The 19,249-nt window shown below is 55.3% G+C and carries 26 protein-coding genes and 1 pseudogene; 15 read left to right on the top strand and 12 right to left on the bottom strand.

Annotated features, from left to right (window positions below):
* The first annotated feature begins 7 nt into the window (after window positions 1-7).
* Both ACQZ5M_RS20610 and ACQZ5M_RS20605 read left to right on the top strand, forming a co-directional pair.
* The gene (locus ACQZ5M_RS20610) at window positions 8-415 is read left to right on the top strand and encodes a mobilization protein (protein ID WP_449080746.1); all 408 of its coding nucleotides are present in this window, start codon (window positions 8-10) and stop codon (window positions 413-415) included.
* Window positions 412-2,064: a type IV secretory system conjugative DNA transfer family protein gene (locus ACQZ5M_RS20605; protein WP_449080745.1), complete on the top strand. Its 1,653-nt coding sequence runs from the start codon at window positions 412-414 to the stop codon at window positions 2,062-2,064. The genes ACQZ5M_RS20610 and ACQZ5M_RS20605 overlap by 4 nt, the downstream gene beginning before the upstream one ends.
* 303 nt (window positions 2,065-2,367) lie before the next feature.
* On the opposite strand, the gene ACQZ5M_RS20600 is transcribed toward ACQZ5M_RS20605, so the two are convergent.
* Window positions 2,368-2,547 (bottom strand): DUF3606 domain-containing protein, encoded by a 180-nt coding sequence (locus ACQZ5M_RS20600; protein ID WP_449080744.1) that lies wholly within the window; start codon window positions 2,545-2,547, stop codon window positions 2,368-2,370.
* A gap of 320 nt (window positions 2,548-2,867) precedes the next feature.
* Here ACQZ5M_RS20600 and ACQZ5M_RS20595 point away from each other — a divergent pair, with 320 nt between their 5' ends.
* On the top strand, window positions 2,868-3,791 hold the full coding sequence (locus ACQZ5M_RS20595; protein ID WP_449080743.1) for a nucleotidyltransferase and HEPN domain-containing protein: 924 nt from the start codon (window positions 2,868-2,870) through the stop codon (window positions 3,789-3,791).
* 159 nt (window positions 3,792-3,950) lie between these two features.
* Here ACQZ5M_RS20595 and ACQZ5M_RS20590 read toward each other — a convergent pair whose 3' ends face one another.
* The 4 genes from ACQZ5M_RS20590 to ACQZ5M_RS20575 form a co-directional block, all read right to left on the bottom strand.
* Window positions 3,951-4,307: a cupin domain-containing protein gene (locus ACQZ5M_RS20590; RefSeq protein WP_449080742.1), complete on the bottom strand. Its 357-nt coding sequence runs from the start codon at window positions 4,305-4,307 to the stop codon at window positions 3,951-3,953.
* 532 nt (window positions 4,308-4,839) lie between these two features.
* Window positions 4,840-5,112 carry a hypothetical protein gene (locus ACQZ5M_RS20585; protein ID WP_296101427.1) on the bottom strand — a complete coding sequence of 91 codons (273 nt, stop codon included), beginning with the start codon at window positions 5,110-5,112 and terminating at the stop codon, window positions 4,840-4,842.
* A 100-nt stretch (window positions 5,113-5,212) separates the two neighbouring features.
* Window positions 5,213-6,001, bottom strand: coding sequence for a DUF429 domain-containing protein (locus ACQZ5M_RS20580; protein ID WP_449080741.1), 789 nt, complete (start codon window positions 5,999-6,001; stop codon window positions 5,213-5,215).
* A gap of 20 nt (window positions 6,002-6,021) precedes the next feature.
* Window positions 6,022-6,411: a response regulator gene (locus ACQZ5M_RS20575; protein ID WP_296081704.1), complete on the bottom strand. Its 390-nt coding sequence runs from the start codon at window positions 6,409-6,411 to the stop codon at window positions 6,022-6,024.
* Window positions 6,412-6,582: 171 nt separating this feature from the next.
* On the opposite strand from ACQZ5M_RS20575, the gene ACQZ5M_RS20570 reads away from it, so the two are divergent.
* Together ACQZ5M_RS20570 and ACQZ5M_RS20565 are read left to right on the top strand one after the other, a co-directional pair.
* Complete coding sequence (locus ACQZ5M_RS20570; protein WP_449080740.1) at window positions 6,583-6,825, top strand: hypothetical protein; 243 nt, start codon at window positions 6,583-6,585, stop codon at window positions 6,823-6,825.
* Between the two features lie 211 nt (window positions 6,826-7,036).
* On the top strand, window positions 7,037-7,201 hold the full coding sequence (locus ACQZ5M_RS20565; protein WP_449080739.1) for a helix-turn-helix transcriptional regulator: 165 nt from the start codon (window positions 7,037-7,039) through the stop codon (window positions 7,199-7,201).
* Window positions 7,202-7,411: 210 nt separating this feature from the next.
* Here the strand turns inward: ACQZ5M_RS20565 and ACQZ5M_RS20560 are convergent, their stop codons facing one another.
* The 3 genes from ACQZ5M_RS20560 to ACQZ5M_RS20550 form a co-directional block, all read right to left on the bottom strand.
* Window positions 7,412-7,909 carry an RES family NAD+ phosphorylase gene (locus tag ACQZ5M_RS20560; protein WP_449080738.1) on the bottom strand — a complete coding sequence of 166 codons (498 nt, stop codon included), beginning with the start codon at window positions 7,907-7,909 and terminating at the stop codon, window positions 7,412-7,414.
* A gap of 8 nt (window positions 7,910-7,917) precedes the next feature.
* On the bottom strand, window positions 7,918-8,268 hold the full coding sequence (locus tag ACQZ5M_RS20555; RefSeq protein WP_449080737.1) for an MbcA/ParS/Xre antitoxin family protein: 351 nt from the start codon (window positions 8,266-8,268) through the stop codon (window positions 7,918-7,920).
* A gap of 136 nt (window positions 8,269-8,404) precedes the next feature.
* The gene (locus ACQZ5M_RS20550) at window positions 8,405-8,851 is read right to left on the bottom strand and encodes a hypothetical protein (RefSeq protein ID WP_449080736.1); all 447 of its coding nucleotides are present in this window, start codon (window positions 8,849-8,851) and stop codon (window positions 8,405-8,407) included.
* Between the two features lie 441 nt (window positions 8,852-9,292).
* Here ACQZ5M_RS20550 and ACQZ5M_RS20545 point away from each other — a divergent pair, with 441 nt between their 5' ends.
* The 7 genes and pseudogenes from ACQZ5M_RS20545 (at window position 9,293) to ACQZ5M_RS20515 (ending at window position 13,564) form a co-directional block, all read left to right on the top strand.
* On the top strand, window positions 9,293-10,039 hold the full coding sequence (locus tag ACQZ5M_RS20545; protein WP_449080735.1) for a histidine phosphatase family protein: 747 nt from the start codon (window positions 9,293-9,295) through the stop codon (window positions 10,037-10,039).
* A 152-nt stretch (window positions 10,040-10,191) separates the two neighbouring features.
* On the top strand, window positions 10,192-10,413 hold the full coding sequence (vapB, locus tag ACQZ5M_RS20540) for a type II toxin-antitoxin system VapB family antitoxin (RefSeq protein WP_449080734.1): 222 nt from the start codon (window positions 10,192-10,194) through the stop codon (window positions 10,411-10,413).
* A 94-nt stretch (window positions 10,414-10,507) separates the two neighbouring features.
* A complete protein-coding gene (locus ACQZ5M_RS20535; RefSeq protein WP_449080733.1) occupies window positions 10,508-11,314 on the top strand; it encodes an AraC family transcriptional regulator in 807 nt (268 codons plus the stop codon).
* Between the two features lie 70 nt (window positions 11,315-11,384).
* Complete coding sequence (locus tag ACQZ5M_RS20530; protein ID WP_449080732.1) at window positions 11,385-12,062, top strand: B3/B4 domain-containing protein; 678 nt, start codon at window positions 11,385-11,387, stop codon at window positions 12,060-12,062.
* On the top strand, window positions 12,059-12,670 hold the full coding sequence (locus tag ACQZ5M_RS20525; RefSeq protein ID WP_113325880.1) for a LysE family translocator: 612 nt from the start codon (window positions 12,059-12,061) through the stop codon (window positions 12,668-12,670). Before ACQZ5M_RS20530 ends, ACQZ5M_RS20525 begins: the two co-directional genes overlap by 4 nt.
* A 215-nt stretch (window positions 12,671-12,885) precedes the next feature.
* Window positions 12,886-13,152, top strand: a complete 267-nt coding sequence (locus ACQZ5M_RS20520) for a type II toxin-antitoxin system prevent-host-death family antitoxin (protein ID WP_113326002.1) — start codon at window positions 12,886-12,888, stop codon at window positions 13,150-13,152.
* Window positions 13,149-13,564 (top strand): annotated as a pseudogene (locus ACQZ5M_RS20515) (hypothetical protein). The gene ACQZ5M_RS20520 and the pseudogene ACQZ5M_RS20515 overlap by 4 nt, the downstream one beginning before the upstream one ends.
* Before the next feature lie 215 nt (window positions 13,565-13,779).
* Here the strand turns inward: ACQZ5M_RS20515 and ACQZ5M_RS20510 are convergent.
* Window positions 13,780-15,018 (bottom strand): MFS transporter, encoded by a 1,239-nt coding sequence (locus tag ACQZ5M_RS20510; RefSeq protein ID WP_449080731.1) that lies wholly within the window; start codon window positions 15,016-15,018, stop codon window positions 13,780-13,782.
* A gap of 419 nt (window positions 15,019-15,437) precedes the next feature.
* On the opposite strand from ACQZ5M_RS20510, the gene ACQZ5M_RS20505 reads away from it, so the two are divergent.
* On the top strand, window positions 15,438-15,689 hold the full coding sequence (locus tag ACQZ5M_RS20505) for a ribbon-helix-helix domain-containing protein (RefSeq protein WP_449080730.1): 252 nt from the start codon (window positions 15,438-15,440) through the stop codon (window positions 15,687-15,689).
* Between the two features lie 209 nt (window positions 15,690-15,898).
* Here the strand turns inward: ACQZ5M_RS20505 and ACQZ5M_RS20500 are convergent, their stop codons facing one another.
* On the bottom strand, window positions 15,899-16,057 hold the full coding sequence (locus tag ACQZ5M_RS20500; protein ID WP_449080729.1) for a hypothetical protein: 159 nt from the start codon (window positions 16,055-16,057) through the stop codon (window positions 15,899-15,901).
* Window positions 16,058-16,361: 304 nt separating this feature from the next.
* Between ACQZ5M_RS20500 and ACQZ5M_RS20495 the strand changes: the two genes are divergently transcribed.
* On the top strand, window positions 16,362-17,189 hold the full coding sequence (locus tag ACQZ5M_RS20495; RefSeq protein WP_449080728.1) for a type IV toxin-antitoxin system AbiEi family antitoxin domain-containing protein: 828 nt from the start codon (window positions 16,362-16,364) through the stop codon (window positions 17,187-17,189).
* Window positions 17,176-18,096: a nucleotidyl transferase AbiEii/AbiGii toxin family protein gene (locus ACQZ5M_RS20490; RefSeq protein ID WP_116494917.1), complete on the top strand. Its 921-nt coding sequence runs from the start codon at window positions 17,176-17,178 to the stop codon at window positions 18,094-18,096. The genes ACQZ5M_RS20495 and ACQZ5M_RS20490 overlap by 14 nt, the downstream gene beginning before the upstream one ends.
* Before the next feature lie 26 nt (window positions 18,097-18,122).
* Here the strand turns inward: ACQZ5M_RS20490 and ACQZ5M_RS20485 are convergent, their stop codons facing one another.
* On the bottom strand, window positions 18,123-18,491 hold the full coding sequence (locus ACQZ5M_RS20485; protein WP_449080727.1) for an HVO_A0114 family putative DNA-binding protein: 369 nt from the start codon (window positions 18,489-18,491) through the stop codon (window positions 18,123-18,125).
* Window positions 18,488-18,778 carry a toxin-antitoxin system TumE family protein gene (locus ACQZ5M_RS20480; RefSeq protein ID WP_449080726.1) on the bottom strand — a complete coding sequence of 97 codons (291 nt, stop codon included), beginning with the start codon at window positions 18,776-18,778 and terminating at the stop codon, window positions 18,488-18,490. Before ACQZ5M_RS20480 ends, ACQZ5M_RS20485 begins: the two co-directional genes overlap by 4 nt.
* Window positions 18,779-19,249 lie beyond the last annotated feature (471 nt).

Here is a 19,249-nt window from a genome sequence, read left to right as displayed (position 1 = left end):
AGCAGGGATGCGCAAACCCATCGAGCAACGGATCAGGGAGCTGGAAGAACAGAAGAAAGCGCTGCAGTCGCGGCTGGAGAAGCAGCAGCGGGCAGAGACGACACGGCGCAGGATGCTGCTCGGATCGTTCGTTCTGGAGCGGCTGGAGCAGGACGGAGATGCCGCACAGCAACAGGGAGCGATGGACGGCAAGCAATTGAGACAATGGCTTGCTCGCGAGTTCCCGGCCTACCTCAACCGCGATGCGGACCGGCTGCTATTTGTCGATCTGTTGTGGCCACAGAATGACGCCAATGCCTCAACGCAGTCGACGCAGGGAATAGGATTGAACGGTGCTGACAATGAGGCTGCACTGACGCATCGAGATGACGCGCAACACTCCACGGGCGAGGACGGAGGCACCGTGCAGTCATGACGGTCTGGGGCTTTGTGAAGGCAGTGGTGACTGCACCATTTCTGGGAGCTATCTGTGCCGCGATCGGCTGGGTGAACGCGGGCACCATCATCGTCCTCGACTTCGTGGTGCATTGGGCATTCGGCCTGGAGCAGGGACTGATCAGTCAGGTTCTGTTGGTCGTCGCAAAACATCTGCCGCTCGTCTTCGGGGTGTTCGGGTTCATGGGGGCCTTCGTCTCCGAGGTGCCGGTACAATCCGTGTTCGGCACGGCACGCTGGGCCAGTGCAAAAGACATCGCATCGATGGCGGGGAAGGATCGTGCCGGTCTCATCATCGGACGCGATCCGCAGAAGAAGGCGTTGCTTCGCTATGACGGTCCATCGCATCTGATGACGATGGCGCCGACACGCACCGGCAAAGGGGTCGGTACCATCATCCCGAACCTGCTGACGCTTCAGCGCTCCGTCATCTGCATTGATCCAAAAGGAGAGAATGCTAGGGTTACGGCGCGGGCAAGGGAAGGCTTTGGCGCACTGCATGTGCTCGACCCGTTCGGGGTGACGGATCGGCCATCATCCTGCTTCAATCCGTTCGCGCATCTGGATGCCAATGATCTTGATATTGCCGAGCACGCCGGCACGCTTGCCGATGCTCTGGTCTATGACGAACCGGGGAGTTCTGGCGACGCCCACTGGAACGAGGAAGCCAGGGCGCTGATTGGCGGTTTGATCATGATGGTGGTTGCGAGCGAGCCACCGCATCATCGTCATCCGGCAACGCTGCGTGACTATCTGACGAGACCGCCAAAAGCGTTTGCCGATCTGCTGACACGGATGCAGGAGAGCAAATGCTGCGATGGTCTGATAGCACGTGCCGCCAACCGGCATTTGGGCAAATCCGATCGCGAGGCATCGGGCGTTTTGTCATCGGCGCAACGGCACACACACTTCCTCGACAGCCCACGGATGAAGCGGGTGATGGAGCGATCAGACTTTTGCTTCGCCGACCTGAAGCAGAGGACGCAGAGCGTCTTCCTGGTGCTGCCACCGGACAGGCTTGGCACCTATGCGCGATGGCTGAGACTGATGATCAGCCAAAGCCTGACGGAAATGGTAGGGACGCGCAACGGCGCATCACCATTCGAGAGCAGCATCCCGTCAGAAGCGGCCGCTACGACATTCGGCAAGCAGAGGAAAGGCGCCCTCGACAGCAAGCCTGTGCTGTTCCTGCTCGACGAGTTTGCGAGCCTTGGACGGTTGGCTGCTGTCGAGCGTGCCATGGGCCTGATGGCAGGCTATGGTGTGCAGCTTTGGCCAATCCTGCAGGATATTCATCAGCTTCGTGCGCTCTACGGTAAAGGTGCCAGTACCTTCCTTGCCAATGCCGGCGTGCTGCAGGTGTTTGGTGTCAATGACATCGAGACGGCCGAGCTTGTTGCACGCTCGATCGGCAAGCGGGATGCTCATTACATGACGGCGTCATACGGCGAGGGCAAGCAGACGAACTCGGAGCATATTGCTGCCCGCAACCTGATCAATGCGGACGAGATCATGCGACTGCCAGACGACAGAATGATCCTTCTTCGGCAGGGGCACTATCCGGCAAAGCTCAGCAAGATCCGGTACTACGAGGACAAGGAGTTCAAAGGAATGTTCGAGCGGATTTGAAAGCGACGCAAGCGACAAGCAAAGCGCTGACCTAGCCATCGACATCGAACGTCAGCGCGATTCAGCAAGCAATGAGAATGGGCACTCACTGCGACGGAAGATGGAGCGCGATGATCGAGCCTGTCCTGACGGGAACGCGCTCACCCATAGCGCCGAAGTGAGCGGCAGGACAGGCGTGCGTCTGGCTCTGAAGGTAGAGAGGGAAACGCCGATAACGCCATCGACGGGCAATACGTCCGACGACAAACGAAAGCCGCCTCGACGCCGCCAGGCGGCTTTCCGTTGATCAGATAAAAGTGGCAATCAGTCTTTGCGATCGAGCTCGTCTTCGACCTTGTCGCGGCTGTTGCCAACCGACTTGATCGCACCCTTCACATCGTCTTTCGGAACGTGTTCCTTGTTGGCCTCATAGCGGACTTCATGATCCTGTCCGCCAGCCACGCGTGCGCGATCCTGGTTACGGCCTCGTGTTGTCTCCGACATCGTTCTTCTCCTCATGTTGAGGAAGACTAACCCGGCAGGATTCTGCTGGTTCCAGTCATCAAATGGCGATTCACTGGCCTTCGTTTAGGTGAACTGTCTTGTGCGCAGAGCTTGTTCTGTCTTCAAAGACGTGAAACTCTCGTGAGAGATTGCATCCGCGAGAGACGACATCAGGGTGTTCGTGCCCGCGGCATCCCACCTCCAAAAGTCGACTAGCACTTTTGCCATTTGATGAATGTTGCGAAGCGTATAAGGTCCATGGGTACCACCAGCGCGATAAGATCGCAGCGACAATCGGAAGCCAGTCAGACCCCGTTCCCATGATGAAATCCTCCCTCGATCATATCCCGCATAGAAAGCAGCGAGAGCTCGCCCGTGCGCTTGAGATCCTGCACGAGGAGTTCGAAGATGCGTTGAACGAAGGCACCGCCGATTTCAAGAAGCGCGGACGCATTCTCAAGATCATCCTGTTTGGTTCTTACGCCCGGGGCACCTTTGTCGATGAGCCGCATACGATGAAGGGCTACCGCTCGGATTTCGATTTGCTGGTGATCGTCAACAATCGCAAACTGACCGACCATGCCACCTATTGGTACAAGGCGGCAGACCGGATCATTCGTGACAGCTTCATCGAAACACCGACACAGTTCATTGTCCACTCACTGCGCGAGGTGAACACGGAGCTGAAGAAGGGGCACTATTTCTTCTCGGATATCCGCAAGGAAGGCATTGTTCTCTACGAGCTTGATGATGAGCCACTGGCGGAGCCAAAGCTGTTGACAGCGGAAGAACGGTTGAGTGTGGCGCGCGAGCACTTCGAGGCGAAGGTGCGATTTGCGGAAGGGCTATTTGATGGATATCAGTTTCACCTGAGCAAGCAGCGATTTGGACACGCAGCGTTCGAACTTCATCAAACGCTCGAGCAAGCCTACTCCTGTGTGCTGTTGACGCTCACCAACTACGGACCCGCGTCGCACAACATCAAGTTCCTGCGCTCTCTTGCCGAAGAGCAGGATTTGCGCCTTGTGGAAGCATTTCCGCGAGATCACCATCGCCAGAGAGCTTGGTTTAACACGATCAATGAAGCCTACGTTAAGGCTCGGTATTCGAAGCATTTCGAGATCAGCGAAGAGGCTATGCTCTGGCTAGGGGAGCGAACTGCCCATCTCCTGGAATTGGTAAAGGTTGTCTGCGACGAGCATATCCAAAAGCTGGAGCGCGATGTCTCGCGCGGGGAGCTTTAGCGTCAAGACTTGATCGCCAGGCTGTTGGTTCAGCTATTCAACTCTTCAACTTGGCAAGCAACCGCAACTCGCGTCGTCATAGTGTGCTCACGACCGTCTCGGCCCAGTTCGACATGGTAGACCGCTCTGAGCTCTGGTTTGAGAAGAGGCGAAGTTCTTTCAGATGCGCGGCTTTGGTGCTGGTTCGCCATCGGAATCACCTGAATTCGGTTCGCCCTTCGGTTCTATCAGGAGAACCTTGACCTCGTTCTTTGCTCGGGGCCGATGCACAACCCCTTTTGGGACGACGAAAAGTTCGCCAGCTTTAACGGTGCGGGGCGGCTCCCCTTCGATATCCATTTCCATCTCGCCCTCCAGGACGTAGAAGAAATCATCAGTCGTGTCGTGCTTATGGAAAGGGTATTCGCCGATAAACCTGACGACCATCACGTCATTGTCGTTGTAGTCGGCGATCACGTGGGGATGCCAGTGGCTTGAAAACTGGTTCAGTTTCCCATCCAAATTGATTGTTTTCATTTGTGTTTCCTTGTTTTCCGAGTGCGTAGAGCAGGCATGGTTTCAGCTCGAGCTGGCCGCCAAAATTTCTTGACACAGAAGGAAACGGAGGGTCTTGAACGTTCGTGCACAATTGACTGGTCCCCTCGCAATCACCTAGTCCAGACTAGTCGTCCACCACTTCAGGCAGAAGCAGCATTTGCGAGCCACTCGTCTCATTATTCTGGCGGCGGCGAGCGACTTTGGATCTCAGCCAAGCGGCAAGCTTTTCCGGACGAATCCTAGTTCGACGGCATCGGAATTACTCGTGACATGGCGTTCGAGACGACAGGGAGTGATTTGACGAGCGGAAATGATGCACTTCTGGCACGGGCTATGACGCTCGCAGATTAATCGCTGGTTTTGACACGGTCTGCGTAATTTGTGCGAGGGTTTCCTTCGCCGTGTTCCAGGACAAGCGTGCGCGGAAGGCGTACTGTTGCCCATGGATGCGCCAATTCGGTTAACGTAGAGCGAGTGGCTTTCCTTCCGTCGGAAGCTTAGTGGGGATCTCTCATTTTTTATGTATCGAAGAGGCAGGGCTTTCAATCGGATTCCCGAACAGATCAACAGGTACAGGCTCAGGCAAACTCTTTTGCGTCGTCAGCCGGCCACCGAACGTTCGTGAACTGTTTGCTCGTCCAGCCCACAGCGCGAACTCGACCTTCTCTCCGGCCTTTATATCACGGTCTGCGATGAAATATCCTCGGTGATCAGGGGCGGTGTCATGCCCGGCTTTTTCATTTTCGAACAGGCAAACCTCTCCCGGCTTGGGCTTGTAAGCCATTCGATGTCCTCACTTTCCATGCGCTGGCCATATATCTTGATAGGCATTTGTCGAATACATATGGGATGCGCCAACCTTGGGTCCAAGATAATGGGTTGGGCTAAGTCGCTGCGGTTGGCACCCAGATTGCCGAAGTCTCGTCGCCATATGCTGTGGCGGTTCCGTCTAGAACACATGTTCCGACCCAGGCACACACGACTGCATCAAGGCAATCCTCGTAAGCTTTCAGTTCATAGCCTCGCGAGGACGGGTCGGGCAGGGGCAAAGCGGATGCCACGCCCTTGATGCGACCCTCCAGCAAGCTGACGATGTCTGACCAGACGCTCAAAAGCTTGTGCCGACGGTCTACAAGGCTGTCTTCCGGCCAGTACTTGCGGGACTTCGCGTGCTTGTAAGGGAGCCTTCTGTCCGCTTTTGCCAGTTCAATTAACGCCGGATGTGGATAGACTTCGATAAGCGCAGGAAAAGACGCGCCAGATGTCAGAAGTGGATAGCCGGATCGCGCGAACCCCATGGTCAAGTCGTCACTGAGCTGGCCTGGTCGGCTCTGGCTTGGCGTATGCGTACCAGCATGTCTCGATCCATAGAGTGAAGAAATCGCATTATCGGAAACGCGTCGCCCCATAATGGGGTTAGTCGACAAAGGCATGTCTATGGCGACAACACTGACAGGCGTGGCGATGAGTTCAGCCGTCTTTGACAGGAGAGCATGTGGATCAGGCGTCGAACCACAATGTCTGCCTTCTTCCAGGTCCTGATCAGAAAGGAACGCGTGATAAGACGCTGCAACTCGAACAAGTCGCCAATTAACGCCGTCACGTTCAACCAGAGCTACGCCACTTGGTTCTGTGAATGTCCATGCTGCATCAATGCCGAGAACTGCTGTCATAGAGCGTCGCTATCGCACGATCACACTGCTTGCGCCATCTCAACCGTCTCGTTTGCCACATATTGAGCTTTATCCAGCAAGCTCAGGAGCTGATCCAAGCTGTATGGCTTTGGCATGAAGACCCACTCTGGCGCGACGTCGGCGCTTACATCGCGACCCGAGACGACAATGACCTGCGTTCGCGGACACACGCCTGACACCATGCTCGCGAGGTCGAGGCCGGTGAGGTGTCCTGGCATGTCGACGTCAGTGACCAATGCATCAAAGGATGGATTACGTCCGATCGCCGCGACAGCTTCAAGAACGTTCGCGGCCTCCACGACAGTGTACCCGTCGTCCCGGAGCGCCTCAACCAACATCAATCTGATCAGAAGATCGTCTTCTACGACGAGCACGGTACGCTGGGACATGTGTGGCTCCAATGGCTATCGGTTACTCAACTTGTCCACGCCCGTTTCGATCATCCCTGCTAACCAGTATTTGCGAACATATTTAATTAAATCTGAATGACCTGGCGTGCACTTGAAAGCTCATGCGTCCGCCATCACATGAACGTAGCAAGAACATTCATAGGAGCCGTCATGACGACGTCTGGTGAAAAGCAACTTTCGAAGACCGCGATCCGCACCTTGTCGGCGATCCACCAGTATCGCTACCAGCGGCGTTCTGGTCGTGTTTGGCTGGTGGGCGACAACCGTATATCGACCTCAACGGTTGCCAACCTTGAACGAGGAGCTTTCGTTAGAGAGATCGCCTCGAATGGGGTTCCTCGCCTCGTCCTTACCGATGAAGGCAAACGCCTTATTGCCGGTGGCGGTGAGTAGCGGTTCAGGTATTTTAACACCAAATGGGCACTCTGCTCTCGCCGCAGTCGTGTGCGCTGGCAAGGAGCGTCTCAGGTCTGTTGCGCTTGGCGGCGGCCGCAGTGTGGTCCACCGGGCGATCAAGGCGCAATTTTTTTGCTAGTGCTCACTTTAAAAGATACCCAAACGTATCAATACTAACGCCAGCGATACGTTTGGAGATCATGCGTTGATGAAGTCCGAAACCTTGGTGGAAATCGGCGATCTTTTGAGGGCACTTCGGAAGGGCCTCGATTTGACGCAGGAAGAGGTCGCCGAGATGGCTGGCATATCGCGCCCGCGCTATCGCGAGATTGAGACCGGAACTAGCGCTGCCCGCGCGCGACCACCTTGGTGAAAATCGCGCGTGCAATTTAGTCTGGAGCTGATCTTCGTCCCGCAGTCAATGGTGTCGGCTGTCAATGCGCTGCTTCAGCCCCATGGCAGCGACGAGGATTTGCCAGCGTTCGTTTCTAGTTCCGATGGTGATGCCGATGCCTGATCTGGATTTCGGTCCAAGGCTTCATCTCGGCGCTTGAGGTGGTGCGAAAAGAGCGGAAGGTGGATGTTATCTCGATAGCCGCCGTTCGTCGTCGATCAAGGATAGACGATTTGGGAGCGACGTTCCCCATGTCCATAGCACGATGTTGAGGTCAGCGTCGGTCGTGCCGGGAGCAAAACTCCTGACGATCAGGCCGTGAAACCCGGCGTGTTTCAGATCCCGGGCAAGCTGCTGCGTTCGCGCTTCACCGCGCAGGTTCATCTCGTCTCGCCAAGTCGTGTTACTCAGCGTTTGAGGAGTGATTTGGTGTTTTTCGAGAAGGTTCTGGTCACGCGTATCGAACAACGGCTCGAAATCTGCGTCATAGGATACGAGCGTGGTCGGTTGCAAACTTCCCGCCTGATTTGCTTCTCTCAGCGCCGTCATGATGGTCAGTGACGTGTAAAGTGCTGGCATACCCTTTGGATTGAACCTGCCGCCATAAAGTTCGGCGCCTCGTCCAGAAAGCGGCTCACGGGCGTAGAGCGGATTGAGCGCTCGGTAGAGCTTGCCTTTATAGTGCATTGGCCAGGTCAGGCGTGGACGCCGGCATCAATGGCATCGATATAGTCGAGCACTTCATCAGCCCGGCCGTTTCGCACGAGTTGCATTGCGGTGTTGCCGGAAAAGCCTGAAAGGGGTTCTGAGCGATACCAGGCATAGGCCATCAGCGCAGATCCAAACCGAAGCTCAACCTTATTAACGACCTCGATCATTTCACGCAGGCGCCTCTGGGTCTTGTCCGATTTGATCCGCTCTTTGCGCTGGACTGCGTCTTTGCCGAGTCCAGCACTACGAGCGATATCTTCGCTTGTGGTATGAAGAACCTCAGCGATCTTGTTGGGCGCAAACAGGCCATCGTCAGCATATTGTGTCAGAGCCATATCAATTTCCTGCGCATTCTTCCGCGAATTATGACGCAATATAGCGTCATTCAAAGTGGCATTCAAGCCAGGGCGCAGACGCATGGTCGCTCAGGTGGCCTTCAGATGGCAGCCCGGCGGATCGATGTCATGCTCGTCAAAGAGGGATAATTGGCTTGTTTTCGAAGCGAATTCTAAAGTTTCGGCGCTGGAAGTCCTCCCGAAAACAGACGAAGACAAGTTCGAGATCATGGGACGCGTCGTGTCTGCCCAGAAGGCTGAACGAGGCGATGATGACGCCGTTATATCCACGGGTAATGCGAAACGCCGCGTTGCGCATCACAATCGCATCAGGATCTGCACGGTCCTCGCGACGCTCATAGATGACCCAGAAGCGGGCGGCTTTCCAGGTCACTTCCAGTAGTTCTCTTACTTTGGCGAGGAACTCTTCGGCGCTCATGGAGGGCCCCCACGGCAGCGGCGTCTCGCCGGCATCGTCTGCGACACTCAAATAGCCGTCGTATTCAATGCCGGAGTTGAGCAGTTGCTCGATCCTGGAAAATGCGTTGTCTTCAGAAATTGTCGTCTTGAACAGGATTGCCATAACCGGGCCGTCTCATCGATATCGGTGCGTTGCGGGTAGAACATCCATACGATGAATACCAGTGGTTTGCGCTTCAATTGAACGAGCGGAATTTATTGGGCACTGAGGTGGGCCTGCTTGGCGAAGCGATTGGTGGAATTTGTCGACGACTACGAGGGTGTTAAACCAGCGTCTGGACAGACTTCGAGTTGTCACCCGATGCGATGATTTGAGCTTTTGGCGAGCGAGGCTCGTTTATCTCGACCGCCAGGAATGTCTTGATCAGCGGTCAATTTTCTATGTCCGGTGAGCGACCATGTCAATTTGCTGACCCTATGCCGGTTTGCAGTCTCGCGGTTTGGAGTTCATGTGATAATGGATGGTTCTGAAAGTCACCACTGTATCGATCTGTCGGTGAAGGTTGGGAGAGGTGGCGTCCAAACCCTTGTAGCAGGATAGCTCATGCGCATCTTTCTTGTTCGTCACGGAGAATCCCTGGGTAATCTGGACGAGCGTGCTTACAGTCAGTTTGGCGATCACAATGTCCCGTTGACGCAGTGGGGATATCGCCAGGCGCGTGGAGCTGGATCTGTGATCGCAGCCTATCTTGCAGGACTGGCCGAACCGGGGTTAGAGACGCTTCGCATATGGTACTCACCGTTCATGCGCACCCGCCAAAGCAAGGACGCTCTACTCGACGCTTTGCCTGCCGAGAGCATCGGTAAGGTCCGCGAGGATTATCTCCTGCGGGAGCAGGATTTCGGGCTCTTCACGGAAATCTATGACCATGCTGAGCGCAAGCAGAAGTTTCCCGACGAATTCGAAAAATGGGCGAGACTACGCAGCAATAGCGGCAAATTCTATGCCCGGCCGCCCGATGGCGAAAGTCGTGCCGATGTAGCGCAGCGGATGCGGCTGTTCCTGCAGACTATTATGCACGAGGCGCGGCACGGCCACGACAATGTGGTGATTGTCGGCCACGGTGTTACCAATCGTGCCTTCGAGATGAGTTTCCTTCAGCATCCGGTTGACTGGTTTGAACGATCCGTCAATCCCGGTAATTCGGACATTACGCTGATCGAGGGGGCGCGCGAGATCGGATACACCTCCAGGCTGCTCCATCAAGCGAGTGATCGTCAGCCTGGCCAGAAGGAACTGCGAGAGGTATATGGCGCGCAGGTAACCGTTAGGCCAGGGCCGCAGGCATGAGAGAGCTTCATTGAGCGCTTCAGGTCGAAGATCAGCACATCAGTCGGAACCGGTTCGTTAACAGTTTTGGTCAGTGCGAGATTGTACACCGCTTCGACATTTCCCACTGGAACGGCTACCATAGGTCTACTCGCTGCGGGGGAGATGAAGAGATGGAGCAGGGCTCAGTTTTTAAGACCAATCGTGGTCAAGCGGTCCACGTCCCGAAAGCAGTCGCTCTGCCGGATGATGTTAAACGCGTCGATATCGTTGCGATCGGACGCACCCGCATCATAGCGCCGGCCGAGGAGATATGGGATAGCTGGTTCGACGGACCCAATGTGACGACTGACTTTATGGATGGGCGCGACCGGCCTGCTGCGCAGGAGCGCTAGGCATCGAATGTCAGGAATTAAGCGACAACTCTAGCCATTGAACGCTCCGCGGTTCGCATGGTTTGATCCACCAATTCGCTGTGGTCTCGGACACATGACACAAGGGAAATTCAAGATAGTCAGTGCCCGGATGAGAGGCGTGGATGCGGTTTTGGCCGACACGTCTCATACGTTCGGTCGACATACCCATGATCAATTCGGGATCGGCGTCATCCTACGCGGTGCGCAGAGGTCCATGAGCGCACGCGGCATCGTGGAGGCTGAGGCCGGCGATGTCATCACGGTCAATCCCGGCGAGGTGCACGATGGCTCACCGTTGGGGGAGAACGGCCGAGCCTGGCAGATGCTCTATTTCGACCCGGCTGCCGTGGCTGGCGCAATCAGCGACCTGACGGAAGGTAGTGCCGGCAGCGCGGAGTTTTCATGCCCCGCCTTGCGTGATCCGGCATCGGCGGCGTGTTTACTGTCTCTCTTCCGGGCGGTCACTGATCCGCACGGCGGCCATAGCGAGATCGAAGGTAGGGAGAACCTGTTGCGGCTGCTGTCACGGCTTATCGAGCGCCGAGATCAAAAGCCACCAAGTGCCCCCACGGCAATTGGCCGAGCGCGCGAGCGTATTGACGATGATCCCTCTGCGCCGCTGTCGCTGGGCGAGTTGGCTGCAATCGGCGGGGTCAGCGAGTTCCAGCTTGTGCGAGGCTTCTCGAAGGCGACTGGCCTTACGCCACATGCGTATCTCGTCCAGCGCAGGCTGCAAAGAGCGCGACAGATGATTGCCGGTGGCACGACGTTGGCGGATGCGGCGCATGCATGCGGCTTCGCCGACCAAAGCCACATGACACGGCTTTTCATCCGCGCTTACGGCATGTCGCCCGGCGTCTACGCTGCCGCGATGAAGTAAGCTGCAATTTCCTTCGAGACGTTGCACGGCGAGCCCCGGCATATGGTTCGAGATCAACCGAGCCAAAAATATGCCCACACAGTTTCGCTACGCACCTGAAATCCGACACCAGTTCCCGCAACTTTGCTCACGCACGCTCCTTGTAGACGGCATCAACGCGAAGTCCGATGCTTCCATCGAGATCGCGCGACTAAACGCAATTGCCGACAAGCGGCTTGTCGCTGCCAGCGAAGGCGAGTTTCCCGAGATACAAGCGTGGCGGCGCGCCTTCGCCGCGATGGGCCTGAAGCCGACGCAATATCGATGTGCGTCCGAGGCTCTATTACGTCGCTACCGGAAAGAAGGGTCACTTCCCACCCTTCATCCGCTGATCGACCTGTGCAATGCGGCTTCGCTTGCCTTCGCTATTCCGGTCGCGGTCTTTGATACGAGCAAGATCATGGGCACGCTGACCGTGCGGTTTGCTCGCGGCGACGAAACCTATGAATCCTTTTCCGGTGACATCGAGCATCCCGAAACCGGCGAAGTCATCTTTGCCGACGATGACGGACGCGCCCATGCGCGCCGCTGGACGAACCGGCAAAGCGGCTGGTCCGCTGTTCGTTCCACTACTGCGCAAGCTCTGGTCGTCACCGAAGCCCTGCACGAAATGGGTGATGAGGATACCGCCGCCCTCACATCCTCGCTTGCCGCGGCGCTGTCCGCGATCTGGCCCGCCGCTGCGCTAACACGAATGGAACCGGTATGACGCTTGAATTTCTACTGACCTCGTTGATCATTGTCGCATCGCCCGGTACCGGTGCGATCTACACGATGGCCGCCGGTCTCTCGGGCGGCGCACGCGCTAGCCTCGTTGCGGCCTTCGGCTGCACGCTCGGTATTGTCCCGCATATTCTGGCTGCGATCAGCGGCCTCGCCGCCCTGCTGCATACAAGCGCACTTGCCTTTCAGATCCTCAAATACCTCGGGGTAGCCTATCTGCTCTACATGGCATGGTTGATGTTCCGTGATCGCAAAATGCTGAGCCTGAACGAAGAGGCAAGCACCAAGAGCGTTCGGCAGGTGATCGTTTCTGCGATCCTCATCAACCTACTCAACCCTAAGCTCTCGATTTTCTTCTTTGCCTTCCTGCCGCAATTCGTGCGGCCCGGCGATGCAGCACCTGTTAGCAGTATGCTGGAATTGAGCCTGGTGTTCATGGCGATGACCTTCGTGATCTTCGCTACCTATGGGGCCTTTGCCGCCGCTATGCGGCGGCACGTACTATCCAGCGCTTTGGTGCAAGTATGGATGCGGCGCGGTTTCGCGGTAGGTTTCGCTAGCCTTGCTGCGCAGCTGGCATTCACCCAGAGATGAAGTCACTGTCGCAAATTTATTGACTCTTGAAATCTGGCTTAAGTGGGCTGGCTGCAAGCCGTGCGGGCGCGATGCGCGCAGACCCTTGCACGCCATGCTCCCGTGTGCCCGTTTGTCTCGCGAGCAGCATTTACAGCATTTACAGCATTGCTGTATTTTATGGATCCCACTACGAGACTTTGCTAGCGTCGCTATGAAAAATGGGAGTGCGATTGGTGCCAGGGTCAGGTAATTCCTACACGACGAGTGATCTTTCCAGGAAGTCTGGTGATATTATCGCTGAGGCGCTTCGTCATCCGGTGACGATCATGCAGCGCAACAAGCCTCGTCTAGTCCTTCTTAATATTGAGGATTATGAACGCCTGATGCGGCGGTCTGATCTGCGTTTGGTCGACACCATTGATAGTATGTCTGAGGCTTTGCTGGACGAATTTGAGGCAGCGGTCGATGCGTATGCGGAAACTGAAGAGTTGGTTCGGTGAGCGGTTTCAATGAAATCGAGACTGCAGTCGTAATTCGTTACCCTTACCTGTGGAGCCGGGAGGCGCCCCTTGTGAAACTGAAGGTCGAAAAGGTCGACCTGTAGTTGTTGGCGTAAGGCTCGCCCGTCCGAATGGCGATCTGGTTCTTTTCTTTCCTATTACGACGAAGCATCCGGAAGCTAATCGTTTTGCTTTTGAGATCCCGGCGATCGAAAAGCGTCGTGCTGGTCTAGATGCAGATATACGGCTCTGGATCATTCTGGATGAGTATAACAGCGACGTCATCGGGCATTCCTTCTATCTTGAGCCAGAGCCGCCCGTGGGACGGTTCAGTAAAGCGTTTTTCCTTCCTATTCTTCGGGAGTTTATCGCGCGTCGTCGGTCGTCCAGCGAGGTCCACCGCGCTCGATAGTGTATGATCTTTTTAACAGTTTGTGCGACCGATAGCTGGTTTTGAGCGACATGGAGAGCGTTCAGACTAAACTTTCCGTCGACAAGCATGGGCTGATCAAGTGGCCCGGCTCGATGACATTTGCTCCGTTCAGTTCGTGTTCCGGATGGCCTGCAGCCGGCGCGAGGCACACGAAATCTCGATCTGAATGTCTCAGTTGACACCGGTGATTCCAATCACGTTTTCTCGGGCGCTTCGAGACTATCGATCTTGCGAAGCTTGGGAAAACGCGCCGCCCAGATGGCTGCGACCATAAGCGTGCCGATTCCTCCGATGACGACGGAGTGCACCGCGCCGAAAACGGAGGCCATGCTGCCCGCGCGAAATTCGCCCAGTTCGTTGGAAGCTCCGACGAAGACCATGTTGACGGCGTTGACACGGCCACGCACCTCATCCGGTGTCCAGAGCGCGATCAGCGTTTCACGAACATAGACCGACACCATGTCCGCTGCGCCCATTACCACCAGGGCGGCAATGGACACCCATGGCGTAGCTGAGAGCCCGAAGACCACCGTTGCGGCACCGAAGAGGGCAACGCCTGCAAACATCATCACGCCGGCATGGTGGCGGATTGGATGGAAGGCCAGAAAGATTGCGACGAGGATCGCGCCAATGCCTGGTGCCGCGCGCAAGAGACCAAGCCCCCAGGGTCCAAGCGTCAGCACCTCCTTGGCGAAGATCGGCATCAGCGCCACCGCACCACCCAGAAGAACTGCGAAAAGATCGAGAGAGATCGCGCCCAGCACCACCTTTTCATGAGAGATGAACCGGAAGCCTGCGAGCATGCTTTCCAGCGTCACCGCGCGTGGTGTTGTTCGCTGCTCCGGCTTCCTGATCATGAAGGCAAGGATAGCCGAGAGCGCAAAGAGCGCAAGGGCGACCGAATAGGAGACTACCGGGCTTGCGCCATAGAGCAGGCCACCGGCAACCGGGCCGAGAATGGACGCGAGTTGCCATGACGACGAGTTCCAAGCGATCGCATTGGGCAGATCACTTTCCGGCACCAGATTCGGCGCAAGCGACTGCACAGCCGGACCCATAAACGCCCGCTCTATGCCGAACAGGATGAGAATGAGGAAGACGAGCGACGGCGTAAAAGCATGCGCCAGGGTCAGTCCCAGCAGCGCTGCCGCGCAGGCACAGGCAACGAGTAGGCAAAGCGACATGATCATGCGGCGATTATGACGGTCTGCGACCGTTCCGGTTACCAGAATGAGAAGCAGCGATGGCAGGAACTGAAAAAGCCCGATCAGGCCCAGATAGAAGGCGTTGCCCGTGACCTCATACATCTGCCAGCCGACCGATACGCTGACGATCTGCACTGCAAAGGCGGAGAGGAAGCGTGCGGAGAAAAATTGCCGGTAGGCGGGATGGCGAAATGCGCCGAAGCGGCTTTCACCGGCTAATAAGGACATTGTGCTGATCTCTTACAAATTGGGTACGGCTTGGATAGACCATGATGTCATATACTACGAGATGGCAATGCACTTTAGTGGCTGGAGATATTCGCAAGCAATGTGAAACCCTTTTTCGAGTTTCGGCGACAGGCTTCGCTCGATCTCTATTGTCCAAGGGTTTTGGTCTGGAGTGTGAGCAGAAGATCGATCTCGGGACCGGCCGCCGCCGCTGTTGGCACAAGGCTACAACGGCAGCATTTGACCTCATGAACGGGGTCGGACATAGCATTAGGGCGAGCTCCCCTAAGTCGCGGACGATGTGGAAGCAACTGTTGTCTGGCAGAGATCTTCAGGATGAGGACGGAGAAGAGGCGTGATGGATATTGACAATATTTGCTACGCTTCCGATGATTTCAGGAGACCGAAAGGGCAGTCTGATGCCATCCGTTAGCATTCAGGTAAAGATCAGTGGGGCTTTGCAAGACCATATACAGCGTCAAATCGACGACGAGGGTCTGTATGAGAACGCAAGCGAATACATCCGTGCTCTGATCCGACGAGACCTTCACACGCGAGACGAAGCGTGGGAGGCTCTGCAAAAGGAACTGGCTCCTGCCATGCGCGCGGATGATAGCGAGTTTGTGACAGTGATCGCCGATGATGTAATCCGCCGCAACAAACGCGGCTGATCATGCCCGCGTACCGTTTTTACGCCCCTGCTGACGCAGCGCAGGATAAATTTGGCAAGACACCGTGGAGCAATGGGCGAAGCGCAAGCCGAGTCCTACCTGAGAGGGCTGCACACGCACTTGCATCGTCTCTGCGACAATCGTCTTCTCTGGCTCCCGCAAAGGCTTGCTGTGCCATCCGGCATAAAGCGTGAGGCCTATTTCAGCCGTTACGTTACGAGCGTCACTATCTGTTCTTCCGGACGCTGGATAACGGCGATCTGGGCGTGATGAGCATTTTGCACGAGAAAATGGATATGGCGGTTCGTCTGAGAGAAGATCTTGCCGCCCTCGATGCTAACGGCGGGAATTCTGTCTGAATCAGCCAAAGGTTAAGCCTCGGCAGCAATTCATTGTTTAATCTCGCCAACGCTTAGCCCCCAGATCGAGGGTGTTTTTACGAAATTGGCCCTGAGCGGTTGATAGTCTTACGGCAAGCGAGTGGTAGTGAAAGTTAACCTCAGCTATCCAGCGCCTTGAGAAATCGCTTGGGCGGTTTGCCGGAATGATCGCGGCGTTGGTGTGTCACGAAGAAAGGCCGGTTTGCTATTTTAGCAAATAAGTCAGTTTGACTGAGTTTTTAATGTATTTAATAAACTTGAGTTGGTTTCAACATTTGGTATTATACTCAGTATGGCTGAGCAACGCGTGTCACTTTTAAACCGACTTGAACGAGATCTTCCCGAGGGACTGGTCGTAGATGCCGCATGGCTTGAGGAGCGTGGCATAGCCAGCAATCTGCGCGCTTATTATGTCAAGAATGATTGGTTGGAACAACCAGTGCGCAGCGTCTATAGAAAACCACGCGGCGAACTAAACTGGCAGCAAGTGGTCATATCGCTCCAGACTCTGCTTCTGAGAACGCCGCTTTACGTTGGCGGCCGTACTGCGCTGGAGCTACAGGGCTATGCGCATTACCTCTCTTATGAGATAAAGACCGTCCACCTTTACGGTGTTGAAAAGCCACCTGCCTGGTTGGGCAAGCTGAACCTTTCCCAGCGCTTTGCTTATCACAACAGCGCGACCTTGTTCCCCAACGATCCGACCAGCCAGGGGCCAGGCGGTGCATGGCATACCGCCGATGGACAAGGATGTGGCCTTACCACTGTTGCGTGGGGGCATTGGGACTGGCCGCTGATGCTTTCACAGCCCGAACGGGCCTATCTCGAAATGCTCGACGAGCTGCCGCGTCACGAGAGTTTTCATCAGGCCGACATGATCATGCAAAATGCTGCAAATTTAAGTCCAAGGCGGCTGCAAAAACTGCTGAAAGATTGCAACAGCGTGAAGGTCAAGCGGCTTTTCTTCTTCTTTGCGGATCGCCACAGCCATGCTTGGCTCAAGCGTTTGGATAAGACGGCAATCGATCTGGGCAAGGGTAAACGTATGCTTGTCCCTGGCGGCAAGCTTGATCCGGCCTATCTCATCACCGTACCAGAGGATCTCGATGCCGTTTCGTGACCAGTACCAAGCCCAGGTCCGGCTGCTGATGCGCCTCATTCCCATTGTTGCCCGTGAAACATGCTTTGCTCTAAAGGGCGGTACGGCGATCAATCTGTTTGTGCGAGACCTGCCGCGTCTCTCTGTTGATATCGACCTAATGTATTTGCCCATGCACGAAAGGTCTGAGGCGCTGGTGGAAATCGACGCTGCCATGAAACGCATCAAGACTTCCGCATTGGCAGATCTGCGCGGCGCACGCGTCACCGAAAACGTGCATGATGGCGCTATCTTGCGGCTGCTTGTGATGGCAGAGGGAACGCAGGTGAAGATCGAAGTCTCACCCGTCCTGCGGGGTGTCGTTTACGAACCGTTCATCGCTCCCGTCACCGAAGCCGTAGAAGAGGTGTTCGGCTTTGCGGAAACCAATGTCGTTTCATTCGAAGACCTTTTTGCGGGCAAGCTTGTTGCCGCGCTGGACCGCCAACATCCGCGCGACCTTTTCGATGTGCGGGGTTTGCTTACCCATGAGGGCCTGAGCGACGAACTTCGCGAAGCGTTCATTATTTATCTGCTTAGCCACAATCGCCCGATGGGTGAAGTGCTGTCGGGCCGCGTCAAAGACCTTGCGAATGAATACCGCAACGGCTTTGAGGGCATGACCGAGGAGGTCATTGCCATAGAAGAACTTATTAAGACGCAGCATGAAATGATAGAGACACTGATCGGAGGAATGCCTGATCATCACCGTGCATTTTTGATCGGCTTTGAGCGCGGTGAACCGGACTGGTCACTATTGAGGATCAGCCATGTCGCAGAACTTCCGGCGATCCGCTGGCGGCAGCGCAATCTGGATAAACTCAATCCCGAACAACGATCCGACCTGGTTGAATTGCTGCGGGCCTCCCTTGAAAGGCGCACAAAGTGATAGGAGCTTTGCGGTATGGTCCCTGATCAGGCTGCCGCTCTGAGGTCGAAATTTGCATGGATCACGTCGTAGGGGACATGAATCTTTCCGTCTCCAGTTTGTTCGAATATACCCCACTCCAACAACTCGGACGTGTCCTCGTGTACGCGTTTGACGTCACGTTCGACGGCCCTGGCAAGTCCGCGTATACTCGAGGGGCCGATCTTCTGAAGATGCTCGATCAATTCCCATCTTTTGGGGCTAATGACGGAAAAAAGCTGCGCCGGCGACGAGAAGGTGAAGACTGCGACAGGCTCAGAGGAATTACCTGAGCGCATTGCGTTCGTTGCCCTGACGAACGCCTCTTCAAGGGCAGCTTCACTGTCTGCTCGGATTTGAATTAAGGCTTCTCTCATGGTTTCTGCCTCCTCTTGATTATTTCCTTCCGAAAATCGGATAGGAGGGTATCGGTCGTCGTGAACGAGTAAGGGTGTTCGGCTCCGTCAAGGTGACGATGATCGCCTTTACCGCGTTCGTTGTCGAAACCGTCGATGCGGCGACCGTCCTTTCCGTAAAACAGTCGATACTTGAACAGGTGCGTGCTACCAAGAACGGGCTCGGGCACTTTCCAGACAACGATCTCGACGATCGCACCGTCTGGCAAAATAGTTTTGGAACGCTCGATAAGTACCGCCGCAATCATGTTGTCATTTATGCCATCGCTTTGGTTTTTTGTCAATGACGGCAACGGTGGCGAGAGAGGGCCTTGTGGTATATTGTACCTATAAATACTTAATTAATAAATATATTGTCTATTTTATACTATGTAGACAGAATAATTTACTATAGTACGGATTGGCTCGCGTGATTACGAGCGACGACGTGAGTTCACTAGTGGTAGGGATTGGCGCGTTTAAAGCGTAAATTTGCTGAGGCGGAAAAATATAAATTAATTAAAGCTATCTCGAGGGAAGAGGTTTGGCGTGGATTAGTTAGGGTGCATTTGTTTGCTAGGACTGATAAGTCTGACTGCTATAAATAGATGATTTTATAGGTTTTATGGTTTTGTGCGAAATCAAAATGATGGCGAATCCTAGGGAGTACAGGTGAGAAGGCAGATCGGAAGGGCAACAATAATTGGCGGCGGTCAATCTTAATAACAATATCATGATAT

The sequence above is a fragment of the Rhizobium sp. 22-785-1 genome, assembly GCF_053521965.1.
This window is presented reverse-complemented; position numbering and strand designations above follow the sequence as displayed.